Annotated in this window: 18 protein-coding genes; 6 read left to right on the forward strand and 12 right to left on the reverse strand. The window is 33.2% G+C overall.

The window, feature by feature from the left end:
* Positions 1 to 3: 3 nt before the first annotated feature.
* From ACOOWA_RS06175 to ACOOWA_RS06190, 4 genes are all read left to right on the forward strand, one after another.
* Positions 4 to 399 (forward strand): GNAT family N-acetyltransferase, encoded by a 396-nt coding sequence (locus ACOOWA_RS06175; RefSeq protein ID WP_421373948.1) that lies wholly within the window; start codon positions 4 to 6, stop codon positions 397 to 399.
* Positions 400 to 445: 46 nt separating this feature from the next.
* Positions 446 to 814 carry a VOC family protein gene (locus ACOOWA_RS06180; RefSeq protein ID WP_421373950.1) on the forward strand — a complete coding sequence of 123 codons (369 nt, stop codon included), beginning with the start codon at positions 446 to 448 and terminating at the stop codon, positions 812 to 814.
* A 3-nt stretch (positions 815 to 817) separates the two neighbouring features.
* Positions 818 to 1342 (forward strand): endonuclease V, encoded by a 525-nt coding sequence (locus ACOOWA_RS06185; RefSeq protein ID WP_421373952.1) that lies wholly within the window; start codon positions 818 to 820, stop codon positions 1340 to 1342.
* Between the two features lie 212 nt (positions 1343 to 1554).
* The gene (locus ACOOWA_RS06190) at positions 1555 to 1998 is read left to right on the forward strand and encodes a hypothetical protein (protein WP_421373953.1); all 444 of its coding nucleotides are present in this window, start codon (positions 1555 to 1557) and stop codon (positions 1996 to 1998) included.
* Between the two features lie 237 nt (positions 1999 to 2235).
* Here the strand turns inward: ACOOWA_RS06190 and ACOOWA_RS06195 are convergent, their stop codons facing one another.
* Both ACOOWA_RS06195 and uvrA read right to left on the reverse strand, forming a co-directional pair.
* A complete protein-coding gene (locus ACOOWA_RS06195) occupies positions 2236 to 2832 on the reverse strand; it encodes a hypothetical protein (protein WP_421373954.1) in 597 nt (198 codons plus the stop codon).
* 6 nt (positions 2833 to 2838) lie between these two features.
* A complete protein-coding gene (gene uvrA / locus ACOOWA_RS06200; protein ID WP_421373955.1) occupies positions 2839 to 5625 on the reverse strand; it encodes an excinuclease ABC subunit UvrA in 2787 nt (928 codons plus the stop codon).
* Positions 5626 to 6033: 408 nt separating this feature from the next.
* On the opposite strand from uvrA, the gene ACOOWA_RS06205 reads away from it, so the two are divergent.
* Entirely contained in the window at positions 6034 to 7845 is a 1812-nt protein-coding gene (locus ACOOWA_RS06205; protein WP_421373956.1) for a TonB-dependent receptor plug domain-containing protein, read from the forward strand.
* 53 nt (positions 7846 to 7898) lie between these two features.
* The gene (locus ACOOWA_RS06210; RefSeq protein WP_421373957.1) at positions 7899 to 8621 is read left to right on the forward strand and encodes a DUF2490 domain-containing protein; all 723 of its coding nucleotides are present in this window, start codon (positions 7899 to 7901) and stop codon (positions 8619 to 8621) included.
* Position 8622: 1 nt separating this feature from the next.
* Here the strand turns inward: ACOOWA_RS06210 and ACOOWA_RS06215 are convergent, their stop codons facing one another.
* The 10 genes from ACOOWA_RS06215 to ACOOWA_RS06260 all read right to left on the reverse strand — a co-directional run bounded on the left by ACOOWA_RS06215 (position 8623) and on the right by ACOOWA_RS06260 (position 18483).
* Entirely contained in the window at positions 8623 to 9069 is a 447-nt protein-coding gene (locus ACOOWA_RS06215) for a phosphohydrolase (protein WP_421373958.1), read from the reverse strand.
* Between the two features lie 95 nt (positions 9070 to 9164).
* Positions 9165 to 9413, reverse strand: a complete 249-nt coding sequence (locus ACOOWA_RS06220; protein ID WP_421373959.1) for a hypothetical protein — start codon at positions 9411 to 9413, stop codon at positions 9165 to 9167.
* Positions 9414 to 9607: 194 nt separating this feature from the next.
* Positions 9608 to 11383 carry an acyl-CoA dehydrogenase family protein gene (locus ACOOWA_RS06225; protein WP_421373961.1) on the reverse strand — a complete coding sequence of 592 codons (1776 nt, stop codon included), beginning with the start codon at positions 11381 to 11383 and terminating at the stop codon, positions 9608 to 9610.
* Positions 11384 to 11418: 35 nt separating this feature from the next.
* Complete coding sequence (locus tag ACOOWA_RS06230; protein WP_421373962.1) at positions 11419 to 11793, reverse strand: hypothetical protein; 375 nt, start codon at positions 11791 to 11793, stop codon at positions 11419 to 11421.
* A 5-nt stretch (positions 11794 to 11798) separates the two neighbouring features.
* The gene (locus ACOOWA_RS06235; protein ID WP_421373964.1) at positions 11799 to 12980 is read right to left on the reverse strand and encodes an acetyl-CoA C-acyltransferase; all 1182 of its coding nucleotides are present in this window, start codon (positions 12978 to 12980) and stop codon (positions 11799 to 11801) included.
* Between the two features lie 103 nt (positions 12981 to 13083).
* Positions 13084 to 15477, reverse strand: a complete 2394-nt coding sequence (locus ACOOWA_RS06240) for a 3-hydroxyacyl-CoA dehydrogenase/enoyl-CoA hydratase family protein (protein WP_421373965.1) — start codon at positions 15475 to 15477, stop codon at positions 13084 to 13086.
* 20 nt (positions 15478 to 15497) lie between these two features.
* Positions 15498 to 15947, reverse strand: coding sequence for a MarR family winged helix-turn-helix transcriptional regulator (locus ACOOWA_RS06245; protein ID WP_421374658.1), 450 nt, complete (start codon positions 15945 to 15947; stop codon positions 15498 to 15500).
* A gap of 166 nt (positions 15948 to 16113) precedes the next feature.
* A complete protein-coding gene (locus ACOOWA_RS06250) occupies positions 16114 to 17037 on the reverse strand; it encodes an ABC transporter ATP-binding protein (protein WP_421373966.1) in 924 nt (307 codons plus the stop codon).
* A 4-nt stretch (positions 17038 to 17041) separates the two neighbouring features.
* On the reverse strand, positions 17042 to 17329 hold the full coding sequence (locus tag ACOOWA_RS06255) for a hypothetical protein (RefSeq protein WP_421373967.1): 288 nt from the start codon (positions 17327 to 17329) through the stop codon (positions 17042 to 17044).
* Between the two features lie 182 nt (positions 17330 to 17511).
* Positions 17512 to 18483: an iron chelate uptake ABC transporter family permease subunit gene (locus ACOOWA_RS06260; protein ID WP_421373968.1), complete on the reverse strand. Its 972-nt coding sequence runs from the start codon at positions 18481 to 18483 to the stop codon at positions 17512 to 17514.
* Between the last annotated feature and the right edge of the window lie 11 nt (positions 18484 to 18494).

Here is an 18494-nt window from a genome sequence, read left to right on the forward strand (position 1 = left end):
AATATGATTATTCGTGAAGCGAGAGTAGAAGATATTCCGCAAATTCAGGTCGTGAGAAATTCAGTTAAAGAAAACACATTATCAAATCCTGATCTTGTTACTGATCGAGATTGTGAAGAATTTGTGACCGAAAGAGGAAAGGGTTGGGTTTGCGAAATTGATAAGAAAATTACAGGTTTTTCTATTGTAGATTTAAAAGAAAATAATATTTGGGCGTTGTTTGTAGATCCTGATTTTGAAAAGAAAGGAATTGGCAAAAAGCTACATGACATGATGTTGGACTGGTATTTTAATCAAACCAAAGAAAATGTGTGGCTTGGAACTTCACCCAATACGAGAGCAGAAATGTTTTACAGAAAATCTGGCTGGATTGAAGTTGGGATACACGGAAAAAACTAAATTAAGTTTGAGATGACTTTTGATAACTGGACAAATAAAAAGTAATATGAATCAAAAAATAAAATCAATAAGACCATTTATCGGATCAAAAGATTTTGCTGAAAGCAGAGCATTTTATCGGGATTTAGGTTTTGAAGAGGTTGAAATTGATCCTAAATTTTCAGTTTTTAAAAAAGGTGAATTTGCATTTTATCTTCAGGATTATTATTCTAAAGAATGGATTGAAAACACAATGATTTTTCTTGAAATAGAGAATGTAGAGCTCTATTGGGAAGAACTTTCAGCTTTAAATTTAAAAGAAAAATACAATTCAATAAAACTGGTTCCAATAAAAACGATGGATTGGGGAAAAGAATGTTTCCTGCTTGATCCGGCTGGAGTTTTGTGGCATTTTGGAGAGTTTTTTACTTCTTAGAATATGATTTACGCATTCGACACGTATTATTACGAAAGCTCCGCCAAAACAGTCTGCATTGCTTTCGAAAACTGGAATTCTGAAACTGAAAGTTTTATCTATTCTGAGAATACTAAGGTCACTTCCGATTATGAAAGTGGCGCTTTTTATAAGAGAGAACTGCCTTGTATTCTGAGTTTGTTAAAGAAAATTGATTTACAAAACGGAGATTTAATTATTGTAGACGGTTATGTGACTTTAGATAATAACGGAAAAATTGGTTTGGGAGGTTATCTTTATCAATCTTTAGATAAAAAATATCCAATTATAGGTATTGCAAAAAATAGTTTTAACAGTGAAGATTGTCAAAGAAGAACTGTCTTTCGTGGCGAAAGCAAAACTCCGTTATTCCTTACTGCGATTGGAATTGATGTTGATGAAACTCATTCCAATATCATAAATATGCACGGAAATTATAGAATTCCAGCCTTATTGAAAAAGCTGGATCAACTTACAAGAGAGAAAGATGAACTAAATGTGAGAAACTGATAAAAGTCAGGCAAATATTATTTATATTTATTCTAAATAAATATAAATTTGTTTTAGAATTAAAACGATTCTAAAAACATCAAATAGTTCATCCATATTAATTTTTCATTTTTCAAGAACCGATAAGTTTTGCTTGTCGGTTTTTATTTTTTGAAACGTGAAAATTCAGTCAAATAAATTCTTACTTTTGAAAATAAGTAAACACAAAAACAATGAAAAATTTTTTTTATCTTTTTGCAGTAAGCATTTCTACTATTTTATTTTCACAAAAATCTTATACGAAAATCTGTAACTCAAAAATTAATAATGAAAGAGTTCAGATTAGTGAGCAATTTATTAAAGAATATTTTAATAAATGTGAAAATAAAGACTTTTCAAAATTTAATAATTTCATTTTAGACAAAAGATTTGAGAGAAAATTGAATGAAACGTATGAAAAAAATTGTGAAGAATCCTCACAGAATAATGGAAAAATAACGGTTAAAAAGTTTAACTCGGCTTACCTTCAAGATTACACAAAAGATCAAGATCCTATAGAATATATTGTTTTTGATGCTGATTTTGAAAAGTCTAAAGACATGAAATTTGTATGCGTCTGGATTTACAGAGATCAGAGCGTCATCAGTGGAATTTGGATTTCTAAAGAAAAACCTTAAAACCTAAATAAAAGAACCCGCTCTTTAGAAGCGGATTCAGTAGATAAATACATCTCATTTTTTTAATTAGACAACAACAAAAAAGCACAGCCGACGATGCTGTGCTTAAATTTTTATTTCAAATTTAATTGCGATTTCGAACTCGAAAAAGGCAAGAAAAAGATTCATTTCATTTTTATTACATAGTAAATGTAGGAATATTTTTAATACGAAATGTAAATTTAATGTTAAAATTCACTACTTATCCACATTTTTTTGTGGATAACTTCGAAAGTTATTTTTGTTGCTTAAAGCATTTGCTTCAAAATGAGCAATTCTTCTTACTGTATATGAATGATAACCAAAACTATCAATGTCATGTAGAAGTTTATAAATGTTGAAGTCTTTGATGGTATCATTTTCAAAAGAGAAAGATAAATGTTGCAACTCATTGCGATGATTTCTCATTTCTTCTTTTGTAGATTTTGTTTTTAGTAAATTATAGATTTCGCTGTATTTTATTGAATTTAAGCTATTTGAAGATAAAGTTCTTTCTTGTGGTTTCAGATTTTCTAATCCAGTTCCGCACCAATTCCAAGTCAGTTCTTCATTGTAATAATAAATAGAATTATCTTTCAAAAAAACAAAATTAACTGCTCCTTTCGGATAGTCATACAACTTAGTATCCTTAATTTGAACTAATTCCGGGTCTTTCAGTTTTGCTTCCTGAAAACGTTTTTCAGCGTCATCATTAAATTTAGAGACAATAAAATCTCTCTTTTCAATACTTTTTCCTTCTTTCTTTTGACAAGAAAATACGACGAAAATTATTAATATTGAAAAGAGAAATCTCATAATATGTTACAACTTCTCCGCAATATACTTTGCCGTATGTGATTTTTTATTCTTTGCTAAATCTTCGGGAGTTCCCGCAAAAACAATTTCTCCCCCATATTTTCCTGCTTCGGGACCGATGTCAATAATATGATCGGCAGATTTCATAATATCCGGTTGATGCTCGATAACAATAACAGAATGCCCAAGATCAATTAAAGCCTGTAAAGATTTTAGTAATTTTTGAATATCATGGAAATGCAATCCTGTCGAAGGTTCATCAAAAACAAACAAAGTTTTGTCTGTGGTAACACCTTTTACTAAGAAAGAAGCAAGCTTTACACGTTGTGCTTCACCTCCGGAAAGAGTAGAAGAGCTCTGTCCAAGCTGTAAATATCCCAGACCAACATCCTGAAGCGGTGTCAGTTTTGTCACGATTTTGTCTTCTTTATTTTCTTTAAAAAACGCCAAAGCTTCATCAACCGTCATGTGAAGAATATCTGAAATGTTTTTTTCGTCAAATCTTACCTCAAGAACTTCATTTTTAAAACGGGTTCCTTTACAGGTTTCACATTCGAGCTCGATGTCTGCCATAAACTGCATCGAAACATTGATTACGCCTTCACCTTTACATTCATCACATCTTCCGCCATCAACGTTGAAAGAGAAATGTTTTGGTTTGTAGCCCATCATTTTTGCACTTTTCTGCTTAGAAAACAAATCACGAATGTCATCATACGCTTTTAAATACGTTACAGGATTTGAACGGGAAGATTTTCCGATAGGATTCTGGTCAATCAATTCAATATGCTTGATTAATTTTTTCGGGAATTCCACAGAATCATAATCTCCCTTTTTTCCGCCCATTCCAAGCTGAATCTGAATATCATTCGTCAAAATTTCTTTCATCAAAGTAGATTTTCCACTTCCTGAAACTCCTGAAATGACAACTAAACTTTCTAACGGAACGTCAACATCAATATTTTTTAAATTGTTTGATCTTGCACCTTTAATATGAATAAATTCTTTTGCTTTTCTGCGCTTTTCAGGAACTTTTATTTCTAATCTTCCTGTAAGATATTTTGAAGTAAGCGTATTGGCATCTTTCAACTCTTTATAATCACCTGCAAAAACCAATTCTCCGCCTAAATATCCGGCTTCAGGACCAATATCAATGATATAATCTGCAGCTTTCATCACATCTTCATCATGTTCTACAACGATTACAGTATTTCCTAAATCACGAAGATTTTTTAAAACTCCAATTAGATTTTCGGTATCTCTTGAGTGCAATCCAATCGAAGGTTCATCTAAAATATAAATAGAACCTACCAAAGAACTTCCCAAACTTGTTGCCAAATTAATTCTCTGGCTTTCGCCTCCCGAAAGTGTATTGGAAGTTCGATTAATTGTTAAATATCCCAAGCCAACTTTTAGCAAAAATTCAACTCTCGTTGTAATTTCGTAAAGTAATCTTTTCGCAATTTCTTTATCGTGTTCTGAAAGTTGTAGGTTTTGTATTAATGGTAAAAGCTCATCCAAAGGAAGCTCAATCATCGACTGAATATTGTTTCCGTCGATTTTTACCCAGCTTGTTTCTTCACGCAAACGCAAACCTTCACAAGTCGGACAAAGCGTTTTACCTCTGTAACGGGAAAGCATCACACGATATTGAATTTTATATAAATTTTCTTCCAACATTTTGAAGAAATTATTCAAAGATGGGAAACTTGCTTTTCCGTCGCCTTTCCAAAGATAATTTTTCTGTTCTTTGGTCAATTGATGATAAGGTTTATGAATAGGGAAGTCTTTTGCTTTTTTAATGAAATCTTTTTTCCATTCACTCATGGTTTCACCTTTCCAGGAAGCGACTGCATCTTCAAAAACCGACAAAGCTTTGTTTGGAATAACCAAATCTTCATCAATTCCGATCACTTTTCCGTAGCCTTCACAAGTCGGACAAGCACCAAAAGGATTATTAAAACTAAAAAAATGAACATTCGGTTCCAGAAATTCTATTCCGTCGAGCTCAAACTTATTTGAAAATTCTTTTACATTTCCGGTTTCAGTATTTTTCAGTGAGCAATATCCACGACCTTCGTAAAAAGCCATCTGAATGGAATCTGCCAAACGCTGAAGGAAACTTTCATCTTCTTCATACGAAAAACGGTCGATCACCAAATTGATTTCCATGCCTTTTTCAGGCGTAAAACCAAAGCTTTCTAAATCTTCGATTCCGGCCAAATTTCCGTTGACTTCTAATCTTGTAAAACCTGCAAGTTTTAAAACATTTAAAGTATCTGTAAAATTCTCAATATCAAAATTCAAAGGAGCCGTTAATAAAAACGGAACATTATTTTCAGAATTTCTAATAAAATCTACGACATCCGTTACCGAATCTTTTTTTACTTCATTCCCAGAAACCGGAGAAAATGTTTTCCCGATTCTTGCATACAAAAGCTTCATATAATCGTAGATTTCCGTAGAAGTTCCGACTGTAGAACGTGGATTGGATGAAATTACTTTCTGCTGAATTGCAATGGAAGGTGCTAAACCTTTTATATCATCAACTTTTGGTTTTTCTAATTTACCCAAAAACTGACGTGCATAAGAACTTAAACTTTCCACATATCTTCTCTGTCCTTCCGCATAAATAGTATCAAAAGCCAAAGAAGATTTTCCGCTTCCGGAAACTCCTGTAATGACAATTAACTTATTTTTCGGAATTAAAACATCTATGTGTTTCAGGTTGTTCAGGTGTGCATTTTTAACGAACACCTGTTTCTTTATATCTATTTCTGTAATTGAAGCCATAGTAAAATTAAGACTAGCAAAAATACGAATTTTTGATGGATTTTATTTAAAAGAATTAAATCCCATAAATTGAATTCTTAGCTTAAACAAATTTTAAATTCTTATAAATTATTGTCAATCAATTTATAAAAAACATATTAATGCTTCTTCATGAAAAATTATTTGAACCTGAATCTTCTGCTCTTGCTTTGTAAATATTTTTCTTGTAAAATTGCAATGCTAAATTAGTAATAAACATGAGAAAATTTTTCTACCATTTTATTACACATTTAATGAGAAAAAGGTAAAAAAGAGTTTACAAACACTTTGGAGATGCATATTTTATGCATCTTTTTTATGATATGTATCATTTTTTGGTTTTGAGAAAGTCTCCTAATTTTGGAAGCTTCAAAAATAAACTAAAGTAATATGAATAAGAAACTCGGAACTGTGATTTTTCTTGCTGCGCTTTGCTCGGTAAATGCACAGGTAAAAACTTCGGATATAGATTCTGTTGAGATTCAGGGAAAATTTATCGCAACCCCTTACAAAAATGCCAATCAGAATATCTCTGTGATTACTAGAGATGATATTATACATTCTCCGGCTGCAAGTATTGATGAAATTCTACAGCAAATTCCGGGAATGGACATCAGAAGGAGAGGTGCAAACGGAGTCCAGAGTGATGTCGGTTTCAGAGGAAGTTCTTTTGAGCAGGTTTTAATTTTAATCAACGGAATCAGAATGAATGACTCGCAAACCGGTCACAATTCTCTGAATATTCCTGTTGATTTGGATAATGTTGAAAGGATTGAAATCATCAAAGGCCCTGCTGCGAGACGATTTGGACAGAATGCTTATGCAGGGGCAATTAATATTATTACTAAAACTCATATTGGGAAAAATGTAAAAGTCTCTGCTAATGCAGGAGATTATGAGACATACGGTTTCGGATTAAATGCCAATCTCGGAAACGAAAAATTTTCAAATACTTTACAGGCCAATTCAAATTCATCGCAAGGTTACCGATATAATACCGATTTTGAAATCAGAAATGTTTTTTATCAGAATCAGTTAAAAATAAAAAATGGTGACATCAGATTGCAAGCCGGTTTTTCTGAGAAGAAATTCGGAGCCAACGGATTTTATTCTTCACCAAAAGCAACTGAGCAATATGAAGAATTACAGGCATCTATTGTGAGTCTCGCGCATCAACAAATTTTCGGAAAATTAAAGCTTAATTCTAATGTTTACTGGAGAAGAGGGCAGGATATGTATCTGTTTAACAGAGAAAAACCTGAGATCTACAGAAATATGCACATCGGGAATAATGTTGGCGGAGAAGTAAATTCAAGCTATACTTCAAGTTTAGGAACTACTGGGTTGGGCGTTGAATTGAGGAAAGAATTTCTGGCAAGTAATAATCTTGGGAACAGAGAACGTTTTGTGACACAGGTTTTCTTCGAGCATCACTTTTCATTTTTCGATAAAAAATTAAACATCAGTCCGGGAGCTTCATGGGCAAATTATTCCACCAACGGAAACTTCTTTTATCCTGGTTTAGATATTGGTTACACGTTTTACCAGAATAATAAAGTGTATGGAAATATCTCAAGAGTTCACAGAGTTCCTACTTTCACAGATTTGTATTACACCAGCAAAACAGAACAGGGAAATCCCAATCTTTTGCCTGAAAACGCAGTTTATGCAGAACTTGGATATCAATATCAAAACAAAAATATTTTAGCAAAACTGAGCGGTTTTTACAGAAATTCTAATAATTCGATCGACTGGACAAAAAAATCTCTGGAAGATCTGGTTTGGTATTCAAGAAATATTGGAGATACCGAAATTAAAGGGATGGAAGCTGAAATCGGGCATCAGGTTTTCGATTGGATGAAATATACTTTGGGTTATACCTATATTGACAATAAACTGAAAGACTTAAATGATCTGAACTCCCGTTATGCGCTTGATAATCTGAAGCATCAGTTTGTAGCAAAACTTCAGACAAGGTTTCTGAAATATTTTACCAACGAATTGGTTTACAGATATAATGACAGAGTGAATTTGGGAAGCTATCATTTGCTTGATGAAAAATTGAGTTTCAACAGAAAAGACTTTTCAGTATATGCTTTAATTAACAATGTGACAGATTCTGATTATACAGAAACTTTCGGAGTACCAATGCCGCAAAGATGGTTTCACATTGGTTTTTCATACAATATTAATATTAAGTAAACTTAATATTACAGAAAAGTTAAATCAATTACATTTGCAAAAATTTTTTTTGGATGAAACTTATTTTAAGTCTGAGTTTACTTTTAAGTTTAAGTATTTACAAAGCGCAGGAACATATTTCCTCGTTTAATGCACTCACCATCACTTATAAGTTTCATCCAAAATTTTTCCTTTATGCTGAAGGACAATCCAGAGGAATTGAGGAGTATACTTACCCTGATTACTACGAAATAAAAGGTGGATTAGGATATAATCTTACCAAAAATCATAAACCATTTGTCGGTTTAGGTCGATACGCAACCTATAAAGATCATGCAATTAATAAAGAAGAATTTCGAGTTTGGTTGCAGGATGTTATTGATTTTAAACAGGGACGTGTAAAGTTTGAAAACAGATTCAGAGCTGAAAAATCATGGTTTTATGAGCCTCAATCTGATAAAAGCTCAGAAAGAATGCGTTACCGTTACCGATTAAATATTTCAGTGCCTTTAAACGCAAAAAAAATTGCACCCGGAACTGTTTTCGCCAATGTTTATGACGAAGTTTTTGTTGTAACACCTATGAAACCTGCTTTTGCAAGAAACAGAGTTTACGGAGGTTTCGGTTACCAGATTGATGAACACTTTGGAGTTTTAGGCGGGTATCTTTGGCAAAGAGAATTTGAGGCTAAAGGAAATAAAAATGTGCATTTCGTATATCTTGCTTTAAATATCAACATCGACGATACCAATAATGATAAGAAAAATAAGACCTATCATTTTCCGGGAGCCGATTAATTTAATATTTCTCTGTTAAATATCGGTACGCTTTCAGATATTTGTTAAAACGATGAATATCTTTTGAAGTTAATTCACGGTTAACTCTTCTCAAATCCATATTGTCACGAAGATCATTGAGCTTTACGGCAACAGCAAGAGGAGATCTTTCCGTTCTTTTCACAAAATCGTCGTAAACTTCTTCAGGATCAAATTTGGTAAGACAACTGATCGCAAAAAGAATATATTCAGGAAAACCTTCAGATCTTAAAAATTCAAAACTGAATTCTTCGGCGTGGTCTTCTACCACATCATGTAAAACACCAACGATTTTCTCGTCCATCGTTTTGCCGTACTCCATGACACGCATTACATGAGCAATATATGGAGCATGATATTTATCTTTTTGACCTTTATGTGCTTTATCAGCAATTCTTATTGCCTTATTTAAAAGTTCTTCCTTTGTCATTCTTATTAGAAAAATAGAATACAAAAATATAAAACGTCTTAGATAAACTCAACGATTTTGAAGAAAATTTATCCACAATTTTACTTCAGTAACTGCTATTTTACGGCAAGTTTCGGAGGTGTTTTCAAATCCATAAGATTGGGTATTTTATATAATTCTGAATCTTTTTTCGGAGCTTTTAAGCTGGAATAAAGTGCGGGATTTTTCGGCTTAACTACGGGCATCCTGTATAATTTGGTAATAGAATTGTCAAATTTTGTAGAATCAGTTTTAAGCGGTTTTATCGCAGAAATTTGTGCTGAGATTGTTATTGAAGATAATGTTGTAATTAATAATAGTTTCATTGTTTTAAATTTTATTACGTTAAATATTAAATTTTATTTGCTTAAACTCAAAGTGTTATTATAAGACAAATGATAACTTCTTATTATTACATTTTCAGGTTTTTTTTAATCCTGATTATCAATTTTGATTTTAATCTATAAAAAAAACGTCCCAAAAATTGGAACGTTTTAAAATCAAATTTATGTAAGACAGCTTAATAAGCTCCTTTTTCGATGTAATGAGCGGCCACTTTTTCAGTCAGTGCTACTACATTCGGGCTATTGGTATATTTTGTAAATCTTCTTAAACCTGAAAGCATCATTCTTTGTTCATCGCCTTCCGCGAAAGAAACAATTCCTTCTTTTGCAGCAGAAATAATTTTGTCAATCGCTTTATAAAGGTTTAACTGAGCCATTGCTGCTTCTACAGAATCAGCAGAGAAGTGTTTTTCAGCTCGTAAAACTGTAGATTCTGCCATGTAGATCTGGTTAAGAATCTCAGAAGCATTTAACAATAAATGTTGCTGTTTCTCAATATCCATCATGTATTTTTGAAGGGCAGCTCCGGAAACCATTAAGAAAACTTTCTTAAGATTTGCAATGATTGCTTTTTCTTCACTCATAAATTCAGAATAATCCGGAACTTCAAATGATGGAATTCCCATCAATTCTTTGCTGATTGCCATTGCCGGAGAAAGTAAATCTAATTCTCCTTTCATTGCTCTCTTAATCAACATTCCGACTGCAAGAAGCCTGTTGATTTCGTTGGTTCCTTCGTAAATTCTTCCGATTCTTGCATCTCTCCATGCAGATTCCATCGGAGTATCTTCTGAGAAGCCCATTCCACCGTAAATTTGAATTCCTTCATCGGCAGTAACCTGAGTAAGATCTGATACAAAAACTTTAAGGATAGAAGCTTCTACTGCGAATTCTTCAACACCTTTTAATTCAGCTTGCTGATGATCCATCCCTCCTGCAACCAATTCTGAAATTTTATCTTCAACATTTTTTGCCAAACGGTAAGAACCGGATTCACTTACGAAAACTCCGGTTGACATTTCAGCAATTTTCTTTCTGATTGCTCCGAAAGTTGAAATTGAAACGCCAAACTGCTTTCTCTCGTTTGAATATTGAATAGAATGGTTTAAAATTCTCCTTTGTCCGTCAAGATTGGCAGCCGCTAATTTAATTCTACCAACATTTAATGCATTTAAAGCGATTTTGAAACCATTGTTTCTTTCACCCAACATATTCTCTACAGGAACTTTCATATCATTAAAGAAAACCTGACGTGTTGAAGACGAACGAATACCCAGTTTATGCTCTTCCTCACCGAAAGTCAAGCTGTTTGGATCTTCCAATTCAGAACGGTTGATTACAAAACCTGTGATATTCTTATCGTCATCAATTTTGGCAAACAAAGTGAAAGTATCTGCGAATCCTGCATTGGAAATCCACATTTTCTGTCCGTTGATGATATAATGTTTTCCATCTTCAGATAATTTTGCTCTTGTCTTTCCTGAATTTGCATCAGAACCTGCATCCGGTTCAGTCAAGCAATATGCTCCGAATTTTGTTCCTGCCGCTAAATCCGGAAGGTACTTCTTTTTTAATTCTTCGCTTCCATAAAGTAGAGTAGGAAGCGTTCCGATTCCAGTATGAGCTCCGTAAGCTGTTGCTAATGAACCGTTTCCTCCTGAAACATAATCGCAAGCCAACATTGTACTCACGAATCCCATTCCAAGACCGCCGTATTCTTCAGGAACTGTGATTCCTAAAAGTCCCATTTCGCCTAGTTTACGCATTGTTTCTTCCGTCAAAGCATAATCTTTTTTCTCAAAACGATCGTGATGCGGAACAACTTCTCTATCGATAAATTCTTTCGCAGAATCACGAAGCATTTTTTGTTCTTCACTCAGCTCTTCCAAACTGAAAATTTCGTTTGCAGGAATTTCTTTAATTAGGAATTCACCACCTTTTAATGTAGTCATATATTATTTTATTTTTTTAATTTTTCAAATTATTTTTATTTTATGAAAACAGCTAAACCGAAAATAATTGCTCCAATAATAAATATAACGGTCAGAATATGAATCGCATAATGATTTGCTCTTAGGAAAATAAATTGTTGTATCGTTCTTATCAACCAAAATAAAGAACAACCGAGCAAAAACATATTTCCTAATTTTGTTGAGATAAGTTCATAGGGAAAAACGAAACATATGAAAGCCGTGAAAAGAAAATAATAAACAATCTGAACATTCAGAATCTGCATTATTCCTTTGTTAGCAAAACTGATTTTTGTCAAATCACTGTTCCATTTGAATAATTTCCAAAAACTTATATGAAAAATAGCAAAAGCTAAACTGTAAATACCGCATATAAGGATTATTGTTTTCATTGCTTTTAAAGCAATTCAAAAATACTTGCAGCACCTTGCCCTGTTCCCACACACATAGAAACCATTCCATATTTGTTTCCACGCTTTCTCATTTCATCAAGAAGCTGGACAGTTAATTTTGTTCCGGTACATCCAAGTGGATGGCCCAGAGCGATTGCTCCACCGTTTACATTTAAAATATCCGGATTTAAACCTAATTCTTTTTTAATGGCAACAGATTGAGAGGCGAAGGCTTCGTTTAATTCAATTAATTCAATATTTTTTAATTCTAAACCTGCTTGTTTCAAAGCTTTCGGAATGGCATAAATCGGTCCCATTCCCATGATTCTTGGTTCAAGTCCTGCAGCTGCATAGGCTACCAATCTTGCTTCCGGTTCCAATCCTAATTCTTTTACCATTTCTTCGCTCATTACCATGACGAAAGCAGCTCCGTCACTCATTTGTGATGAATTTCCGGCAGTTACGCTTCCTCCGTTGGCGAAAACTGGTCTTAATTTAGACAAACCAGCTAAAGATGTATCTGCTCTCGGACCTTCATCCACTGAGAAATCAAACTTTTTAGTCTGCATTTTCTGGTTTTCATCCAGGAAATTATATTCAACAGGAATCGGAACAATCTGGTTTGCAAATTTACCTTCTGAATTTGCTTTTAAAGCTTTCATATGAGATTCAAAAGCAAACTGATCCTGTTCTTCTCTAGTGATGTTGTATTGTTTTGCAACTTCTTCTGCAGTGTAACCCATTCCCCAATAATAATCAGGGTTTGTTTTGGCGATATCTGTTTCAGGAACCGGTTTATAACCACCCATCGGAATATAAGACATTGACTCTGTACCTCCGGCAATAATACAATCAGCCATTCCAGCCTGAATTTTTGCGGAAGCAATCGCAATCGCCTCACTTCCGGATGCACAATATCTGTTTACGGTAACTCCCGGAACTTTGTCGGTATTTAAACCCATTAAAGATATTAAACGGGCAACGTTCAAGCCTTGTTCAGCTTCCGGCATTGCGTTTCCTACGATAAGGTCATCGATTCTGTTTTTATCTAATTGCGGAAGTTCAGCCATTAATTTTTCAATTACGGTTGCCGCCATTACATCGGGTCTTGTGAATCTTAAACTTCCTTTTGGAGCTTTTCCAACGGCAGTTCTGAACCCTTTTACTATATATGCTTGTTTTGACATTTGTTTTAATTATTTGATTTAAACATACACTTTGTCATGCAGGAAGCATCTTTACTAGGTTTGGATTCCTACGGAATGACAAATTGTGTGAAAATTTTTAATCTTAATTTCTAAGCGGTTTTCCGTTTTGTAACATATACTGAATTCTCTCCAATGTCTTTCTCTCCCCACAAAGCTGTAAGAATGTTTCTCTTTCAAGATTCAATAGATATTGTTCAGTTACCACAGTTGGTTCAGAAAGATTTCCTCCGACCATGACGTTGGCTAATTTATCGGCAATTTTTTTGTCGTGTGCAGAGATGAAATTTCCAGTTAACATCTGGTCGGTTCCAACATAGAACATTCCCAAAGCATCTTTACCTAAAACTTTTACTTTCTGCTCGATAGGTTGAGTATAACCATGTTCTGCTAAACTTAAAGCCAACATTTTTGCTGTTTTAATCTGTGTTCTTTTATCAACTGCAATAATATCTTTTCCTTTTTCAAGAATTCCCATATCATAAGCTTCATAAGCGGAAGTTGCCACTTTACCCATCGCTATATTCATGAAAGCTTCACGAAGTCTGTTGTTTTTAACATCATCACTGTGGAATTCTCTTGACGTCCTTAAAGTCAACTCTTTTGTTCCGCCACCGCCGGGAATTACACCAACTCCGGTTTCTACTAATCCAATGTAAGTTTCTGCTGCTGCAACAACTCTATCGGCGTGCATGGTCATTTCGCAACCACCACCAAGCGTCATTCCGTGAGGAGCAACGACTACAGGAATAGAAGAATAACGAACTCTCATCATTGATTTCTGGAAATACGCAATCGCCATATTCAAATCATCCCAATCCTGTTCGATAGCCATCATTAAAATCATTGCCAAATTCGCTCCAACGGAGAAATTAGTGCCTTGATTTCCAATAACTAAACCGTCATATTCTTTTTCAGCTAAATCGATCGCTCTGTTTAATCCATCTAAAACTTCGCCTCCCAAAGAATTCATTTTAGAACGAATCTCGAAGTTGATAATTCCGTCGCCTAAATCTTCAATTGCAGCTCCCGAATTACTCCAAAGCGTTTTATTTTTTCTGATATTATCTAAAATAATAAATGATTCCTGCCCAGGAATTTTATTGTATTCCCCTGAATTTTTGTCAACATAAATGCTTTGACCTTCATCATTTACTTTATAAAAAGTCTCAATGTTTTTCACCCAGTCGGAAACTTCATAACCGGCATCTTTAGCCAGTTCAATACCTTTTTGAACGCCAACTGCATCCCAGATTTCAAACGGCCCGTTTTCCCAACCGAAACCTGCTCTCATGGCATCATCGATTTTGTAAACTTCGTCAGAAATTTCAGGAACTTTGTGTGAAACATAAGCGAATAATGCTCCTAAAGATTTTCTGTAAAGCTCTCCAGCTTTATCTTTTCCACCAATTAAAACTTTAAATCTGTCAATCGGCTTATCAATATTTTTAGTTAATTCTAACGTTGGGAAAGAAGATTTTCCTTGAAGTTCGTATTCTAAAGTGTCAAGATTTAATCCGTGAATTTCAGATTTTTCTTCTGCATTTTTCACTTTTTTGTAGAAACCTTGTTCCGTTTTTGAACCTAACCATTTATTATCAACCATTTTTTGGATGTAATCAGGAAGCGCAAAAACATTGTTGAAATCGTTCGCTTCAACACCGCTGTTACGAACACCATTTGCAACCATTACCAAAGTATCCAAACCAACAACATCAGCCGTTCTGAACGTCGCAGATTTTGGACGACCGATAACCGGACCTGTCAATTTATCAACTTCAGAAACAGTTAAGCCTAACTTCTGAACATTGTGAAGCAAATCCATCATTGAGAAAACTCCGATTCTGTTCGCAATAAATGCAGGCGTATCTTTCGCTAAAACAGTTGTTTTTCCTAAGAATTTTGCACCATAATTCATATAGAAATCAATGATTTCCGGATTGGTATCGTTTGTAGGAATAATCTCCAAAAGCGGAAGATATCTTACCGGATTAAAAAAATGAGTTCCTGCAAAATAATGTTTGAAATCGTCGCTTCTTCCTTCCACCAACATATTGATCGGAATTCCTGAAGTATTTGAAGAAACCAAAGTTCCGGGCTTTCTGAATTGTTCGATTTTCTCATAAACTGATTTCTTAATGTCAAGTCTTTCAACTACAACTTCAATAATCCAGTCTGTATTTTTTATTTTTGGTAAATCATCATCAAAATTTCCAACCTTGATTCTATCTGCGAATTTCGGAGAATAAAGTAGAGCAGGACTTGCTTTTTTCAGTTTTTCAAAGTTTTCAGAAGCGATCCTGTTTCTTACCGCTTTGTCATCTTTGGTCAAACCTTTTTTCTGTTCTGCTTCAGAGAGTTCAAAAGGAACGATATCCAACAACGAAACTTCTACGCCAATATTGGCAAAGTGCGCTGCAATACCGCTTCCCATAATTCCTGAACCAAGAACTGTAACGTGTTTGATTCTTCTTTTCATTTGATTTATTGATTTGTATATTATTTTTTATTATTCAGATCCGTAGCGATTTTCATGATTTCGCACATCACTTCCTTGAAGGTATCTAATTTTTCTGGAGAGATTTTTTCCATCACTCTTTTGTTGAAATTCACGACAACTTCTTTAGACATATTTCTGGAATTCAACCCTTTATCTGTAAGCTTAATAATCACTTCACGTTTATCGGTGGTTGTTTTCTCCTTATAGATATATCCGTTGTCTTCTAGAAGTTTTATGATTCTTGTAAGAGAAGTTGGCTCGATAGCCATTTTGGGACCTAGATTTGTACTTCTTGTTCCTTCTTTAGGATCGATTTTAAGAAGTGTAAGAGCCTGAACAGCCGTAGAATCGTGTTCCTGAGCAAGATCTGTGTACATTTTAGAAACAGCCAGCCAGGTCTGCTTCAAAATTAAATCTACATTTTCTATTTTATCTTTATTGTTATCCATCATATATTTTGCTAAAGGTTTAATTCAAATTTAGTAAATATTATGCATGCATAGCATTTATTAACGTTAAAATTTGTTAATAAACTGATAATTAATGGATTAAATTATATGATTAGCATAATACTATGCATGCATAGTATGTGAATTAAATAAAGAAAACTATGTATTAATAAATGATTTTTACGAAATTAACGATTTCTTCAAAAGATTCGCATCGTTGTTTTGAAGAATCATTAGAAATTAACCAAAAGTTGTTTTGAAATTCAAAATTCAAAGAAGAAAGGTCTTTTTGGAAGTTTTTTTGAAGTAAAGAATACAACATTTCTTTGTAAAAATCCGGTGCAATAATTTTCGGAGCTACAAATTGATCATTAATTTGAAATAAAGATGCATTTATCAGCTCATCATGTTGAAGCAAAATATCCTCCACAATTCCGGAATACAAATGATTGTCTTTTACATACCAAATCTTGTCTGCAAATTCCTTTGCTAAACGCCAGTCGTGGGAAGAAAATAGAATTAATTTATTTTGTTCCTGAGCTAATTTTCGAAGAGTTTTTAGAATGATAATTTTATTTTTTTCATCTAAATGAGTTGTTGGTTCATCAAGAATAATGATAGGAGAGTTTTGCGTTAAAGCTCTTCCAATAAAGGCTTTTTGAAGATTTCCATCTGAAAGATTTTTAAGTAACGTATTTTTATATTGAACCAAATCCAGTTCTTCTATAATATGTGAAACTTCTTCTCGATCTTCTTTTTTAAGCTCAAAATAAAAAGGATAATAGATATATTTTCCCAACGAAATCAGATCTTCAACGGTGTAATTTTGAGGAATAATTGATTTTGAAAAGACAACTGCAATATGTTCTGCAATTTCTTTAACGGAAAGGTTTTTAACATTTTTATTATTGATAAAAATTTCTCCACCCAAAATCGGGATTTGATGTAAAATAGATTTGATTAAAGTTGTTTTTCCGACACCATTATTACCAATCAACAAGCAAACTTCACCTAAATTCAAATTTGCAGTTGCATTTGAGATTAAGGTTTTGTTGTAGCCGATATTTGTCTGGTTGATTTGTAGGTGCATAGTTTTAAACTGAAATAAAAATAATAAACAAAATAAGAGGAATAAGACTAAAAATAAAATATAAAATCTTATTTTGTTTGACTTTCCATAAACTATAAATTCCTAGGATTAATGATCCCCAAAATGCCAAAGGAATTCCAACCATAAACCACCAATTATGTCCCCATGAGTAAATCCAATATTTTTCTTGGCTCATTCTAAAAAGTTTTGAATATTCTAGAATAGCAACACTTATTACAAACAAAATAATATTTGCAATAACTAATTGTTCTTGTGTTATTCTGATATTCATATATTTTATGGATTTGTCATGCTGGAAGCATCTTTACAATATTAGTTTAGATTCCTGCGGAATGACAAATTGGACGTATTATTATAGAATTAAATTAAAAAATATTCTCAAACATCTGCATTATTTCCCAAATCTGCGAGAAGTTTTCTAAATTCATAATTGACAAATTCATCATTCATATTTTACACTTTATTCTGTTTCAAAAGCATCATTAAAATTACAGGAATTCCGAATATTGAACTGATTACATTCAGAGGAATCTGTGTTTTTTCTGCAATAATTGAGAAAAACAGCATCATCAATATTCCTAAAAACATATTTAAAATCCATTGTTGCCAAAGTTTTGCGGGATTATAAATCAGTCTGCAAAAATGCGGAACAATAATTCCGATAAATAAAATAGGACCTAAAAATGCTGTGACTGCTGCCGAAAGGAGAGAAGATGCAATAATAATCAAGATTTTCAATTGATTTAAATTGACTCCTAAACTTTGGGCATAAGATATTCCTAATGAATTTCCAATTAAAGGCTTTATGGTTTTAAAACAAATAAATAATCCAACTGAAACTAAAATTGATAATACATAAATCTGATTTCTGGAAACCATATTATTTGCTCCGAAAGACCATAAAATATAGTTTTTTAAACTTTGATTTTCAGCGTAAAACTGAAGCAGAGAAACAATTGCTCCGGCAAAAGCTGAAACCAAAAAACCGAAAATAATTAAGTAAGATTTATCCTGAAATTTATTCGACATAGATAACAAAACCAACATCAATAAAAAACTTCCTCCAATTGCAGACAAACTGAGAAAACTGTTTTGAAGAAATTCCGGAAGAATAATACTGCTTGAAAAAAATATAAAAAAAGCGACTGATAAACTTGATACTGATGTAATCCCTAAAATATCAGGACCGGCTAAAGGATTCTGAAAATATTCCTGCATCAGAAAACCGGAAGTCGGAATGGAAATTCCTGCCAAAAGCATTACCAAAACTCTGTTTATACGAATTTCAGCAATCTGGCTGTTGGATGATTCTGTAAAAAAATCCTGAAAATTTAAACTTAAAAATCCTGTGTTTAGATTAATAATCGCAGTTAATACGATCGCAAATATTAATAATAAACAAAGGATTTTAAATTTCTTGGACATTTCTCTGGAAA

This window comes from Chryseobacterium sp. GP-SGM7 (assembly GCF_049166575.1).
In the GTDB taxonomy this organism is placed as follows: domain Bacteria; phylum Bacteroidota; class Bacteroidia; order Flavobacteriales; family Weeksellaceae; genus Chryseobacterium.

Excerpts from the sequence above, each read along its gene's own strand:
- ACOOWA_RS06230 (WP_421373962.1), bottom strand. The coding sequence starts at position 11,793 with ATGAAAACAATAATCCTTATATGCGGTATTTACAGTTTAGCTTTTGCT.
- ACOOWA_RS06175 (WP_421373948.1), top strand. The coding sequence starts at position 4 with ATGATTATTCGTGAAGCGAGAGTAGAAGATATTCCGCAAATTCAGGTC.
- ACOOWA_RS06260 (WP_421373968.1), bottom strand. The coding sequence starts at position 18,483 with ATGTCCAAGAAATTTAAAATCCTTTGTTTATTATTAATATTTGCGATC.
- ACOOWA_RS06185 (WP_421373952.1), top strand. The coding sequence starts at position 818 with ATGATTTACGCATTCGACACGTATTATTACGAAAGCTCCGCCAAAACA.
- ACOOWA_RS06235 (WP_421373964.1), bottom strand. The coding sequence starts at position 12,980 with ATGTCAAAACAAGCATATATAGTAAAAGGGTTCAGAACTGCCGTTGGA.
- ACOOWA_RS06240 (WP_421373965.1), bottom strand. The coding sequence starts at position 15,477 with ATGAAAAGAAGAATCAAACACGTTACAGTTCTTGGTTCAGGAATTATG.
- ACOOWA_RS06250 (WP_421373966.1), bottom strand. The coding sequence starts at position 17,037 with ATGCACCTACAAATCAACCAGACAAATATCGGCTACAACAAAACCTTA.
- ACOOWA_RS06255 (WP_421373967.1), bottom strand. The coding sequence starts at position 17,329 with ATGAATATCAGAATAACACAAGAACAATTAGTTATTGCAAATATTATT.
- ACOOWA_RS06190 (WP_421373953.1), top strand. The coding sequence starts at position 1,555 with ATGAAAAATTTTTTTTATCTTTTTGCAGTAAGCATTTCTACTATTTTA.
- ACOOWA_RS06195 (WP_421373954.1), bottom strand. The coding sequence starts at position 2,832 with ATGAGATTTCTCTTTTCAATATTAATAATTTTCGTCGTATTTTCTTGT.
- ACOOWA_RS06205 (WP_421373956.1), top strand. The coding sequence starts at position 6,034 with ATGAATAAGAAACTCGGAACTGTGATTTTTCTTGCTGCGCTTTGCTCG.
- ACOOWA_RS06210 (WP_421373957.1), top strand. The coding sequence starts at position 7,899 with ATGAAACTTATTTTAAGTCTGAGTTTACTTTTAAGTTTAAGTATTTAC.
- ACOOWA_RS06215 (WP_421373958.1), bottom strand. The coding sequence starts at position 9,069 with ATGACAAAGGAAGAACTTTTAAATAAGGCAATAAGAATTGCTGATAAA.
- ACOOWA_RS06180 (WP_421373950.1), top strand. The coding sequence starts at position 446 with ATGAATCAAAAAATAAAATCAATAAGACCATTTATCGGATCAAAAGAT.
- ACOOWA_RS06225 (WP_421373961.1), bottom strand. The coding sequence starts at position 11,383 with ATGACTACATTAAAAGGTGGTGAATTCCTAATTAAAGAAATTCCTGCA.
- ACOOWA_RS06245 (WP_421374658.1), bottom strand. The coding sequence starts at position 15,947 with ATGGATAACAATAAAGATAAAATAGAAAATGTAGATTTAATTTTGAAG.
- ACOOWA_RS06220 (WP_421373959.1), bottom strand. The coding sequence starts at position 9,413 with ATGAAACTATTATTAATTACAACATTATCTTCAATAACAATCTCAGCA.
- uvrA (WP_421373955.1), bottom strand. The coding sequence starts at position 5,625 with ATGGCTTCAATTACAGAAATAGATATAAAGAAACAGGTGTTCGTTAAA.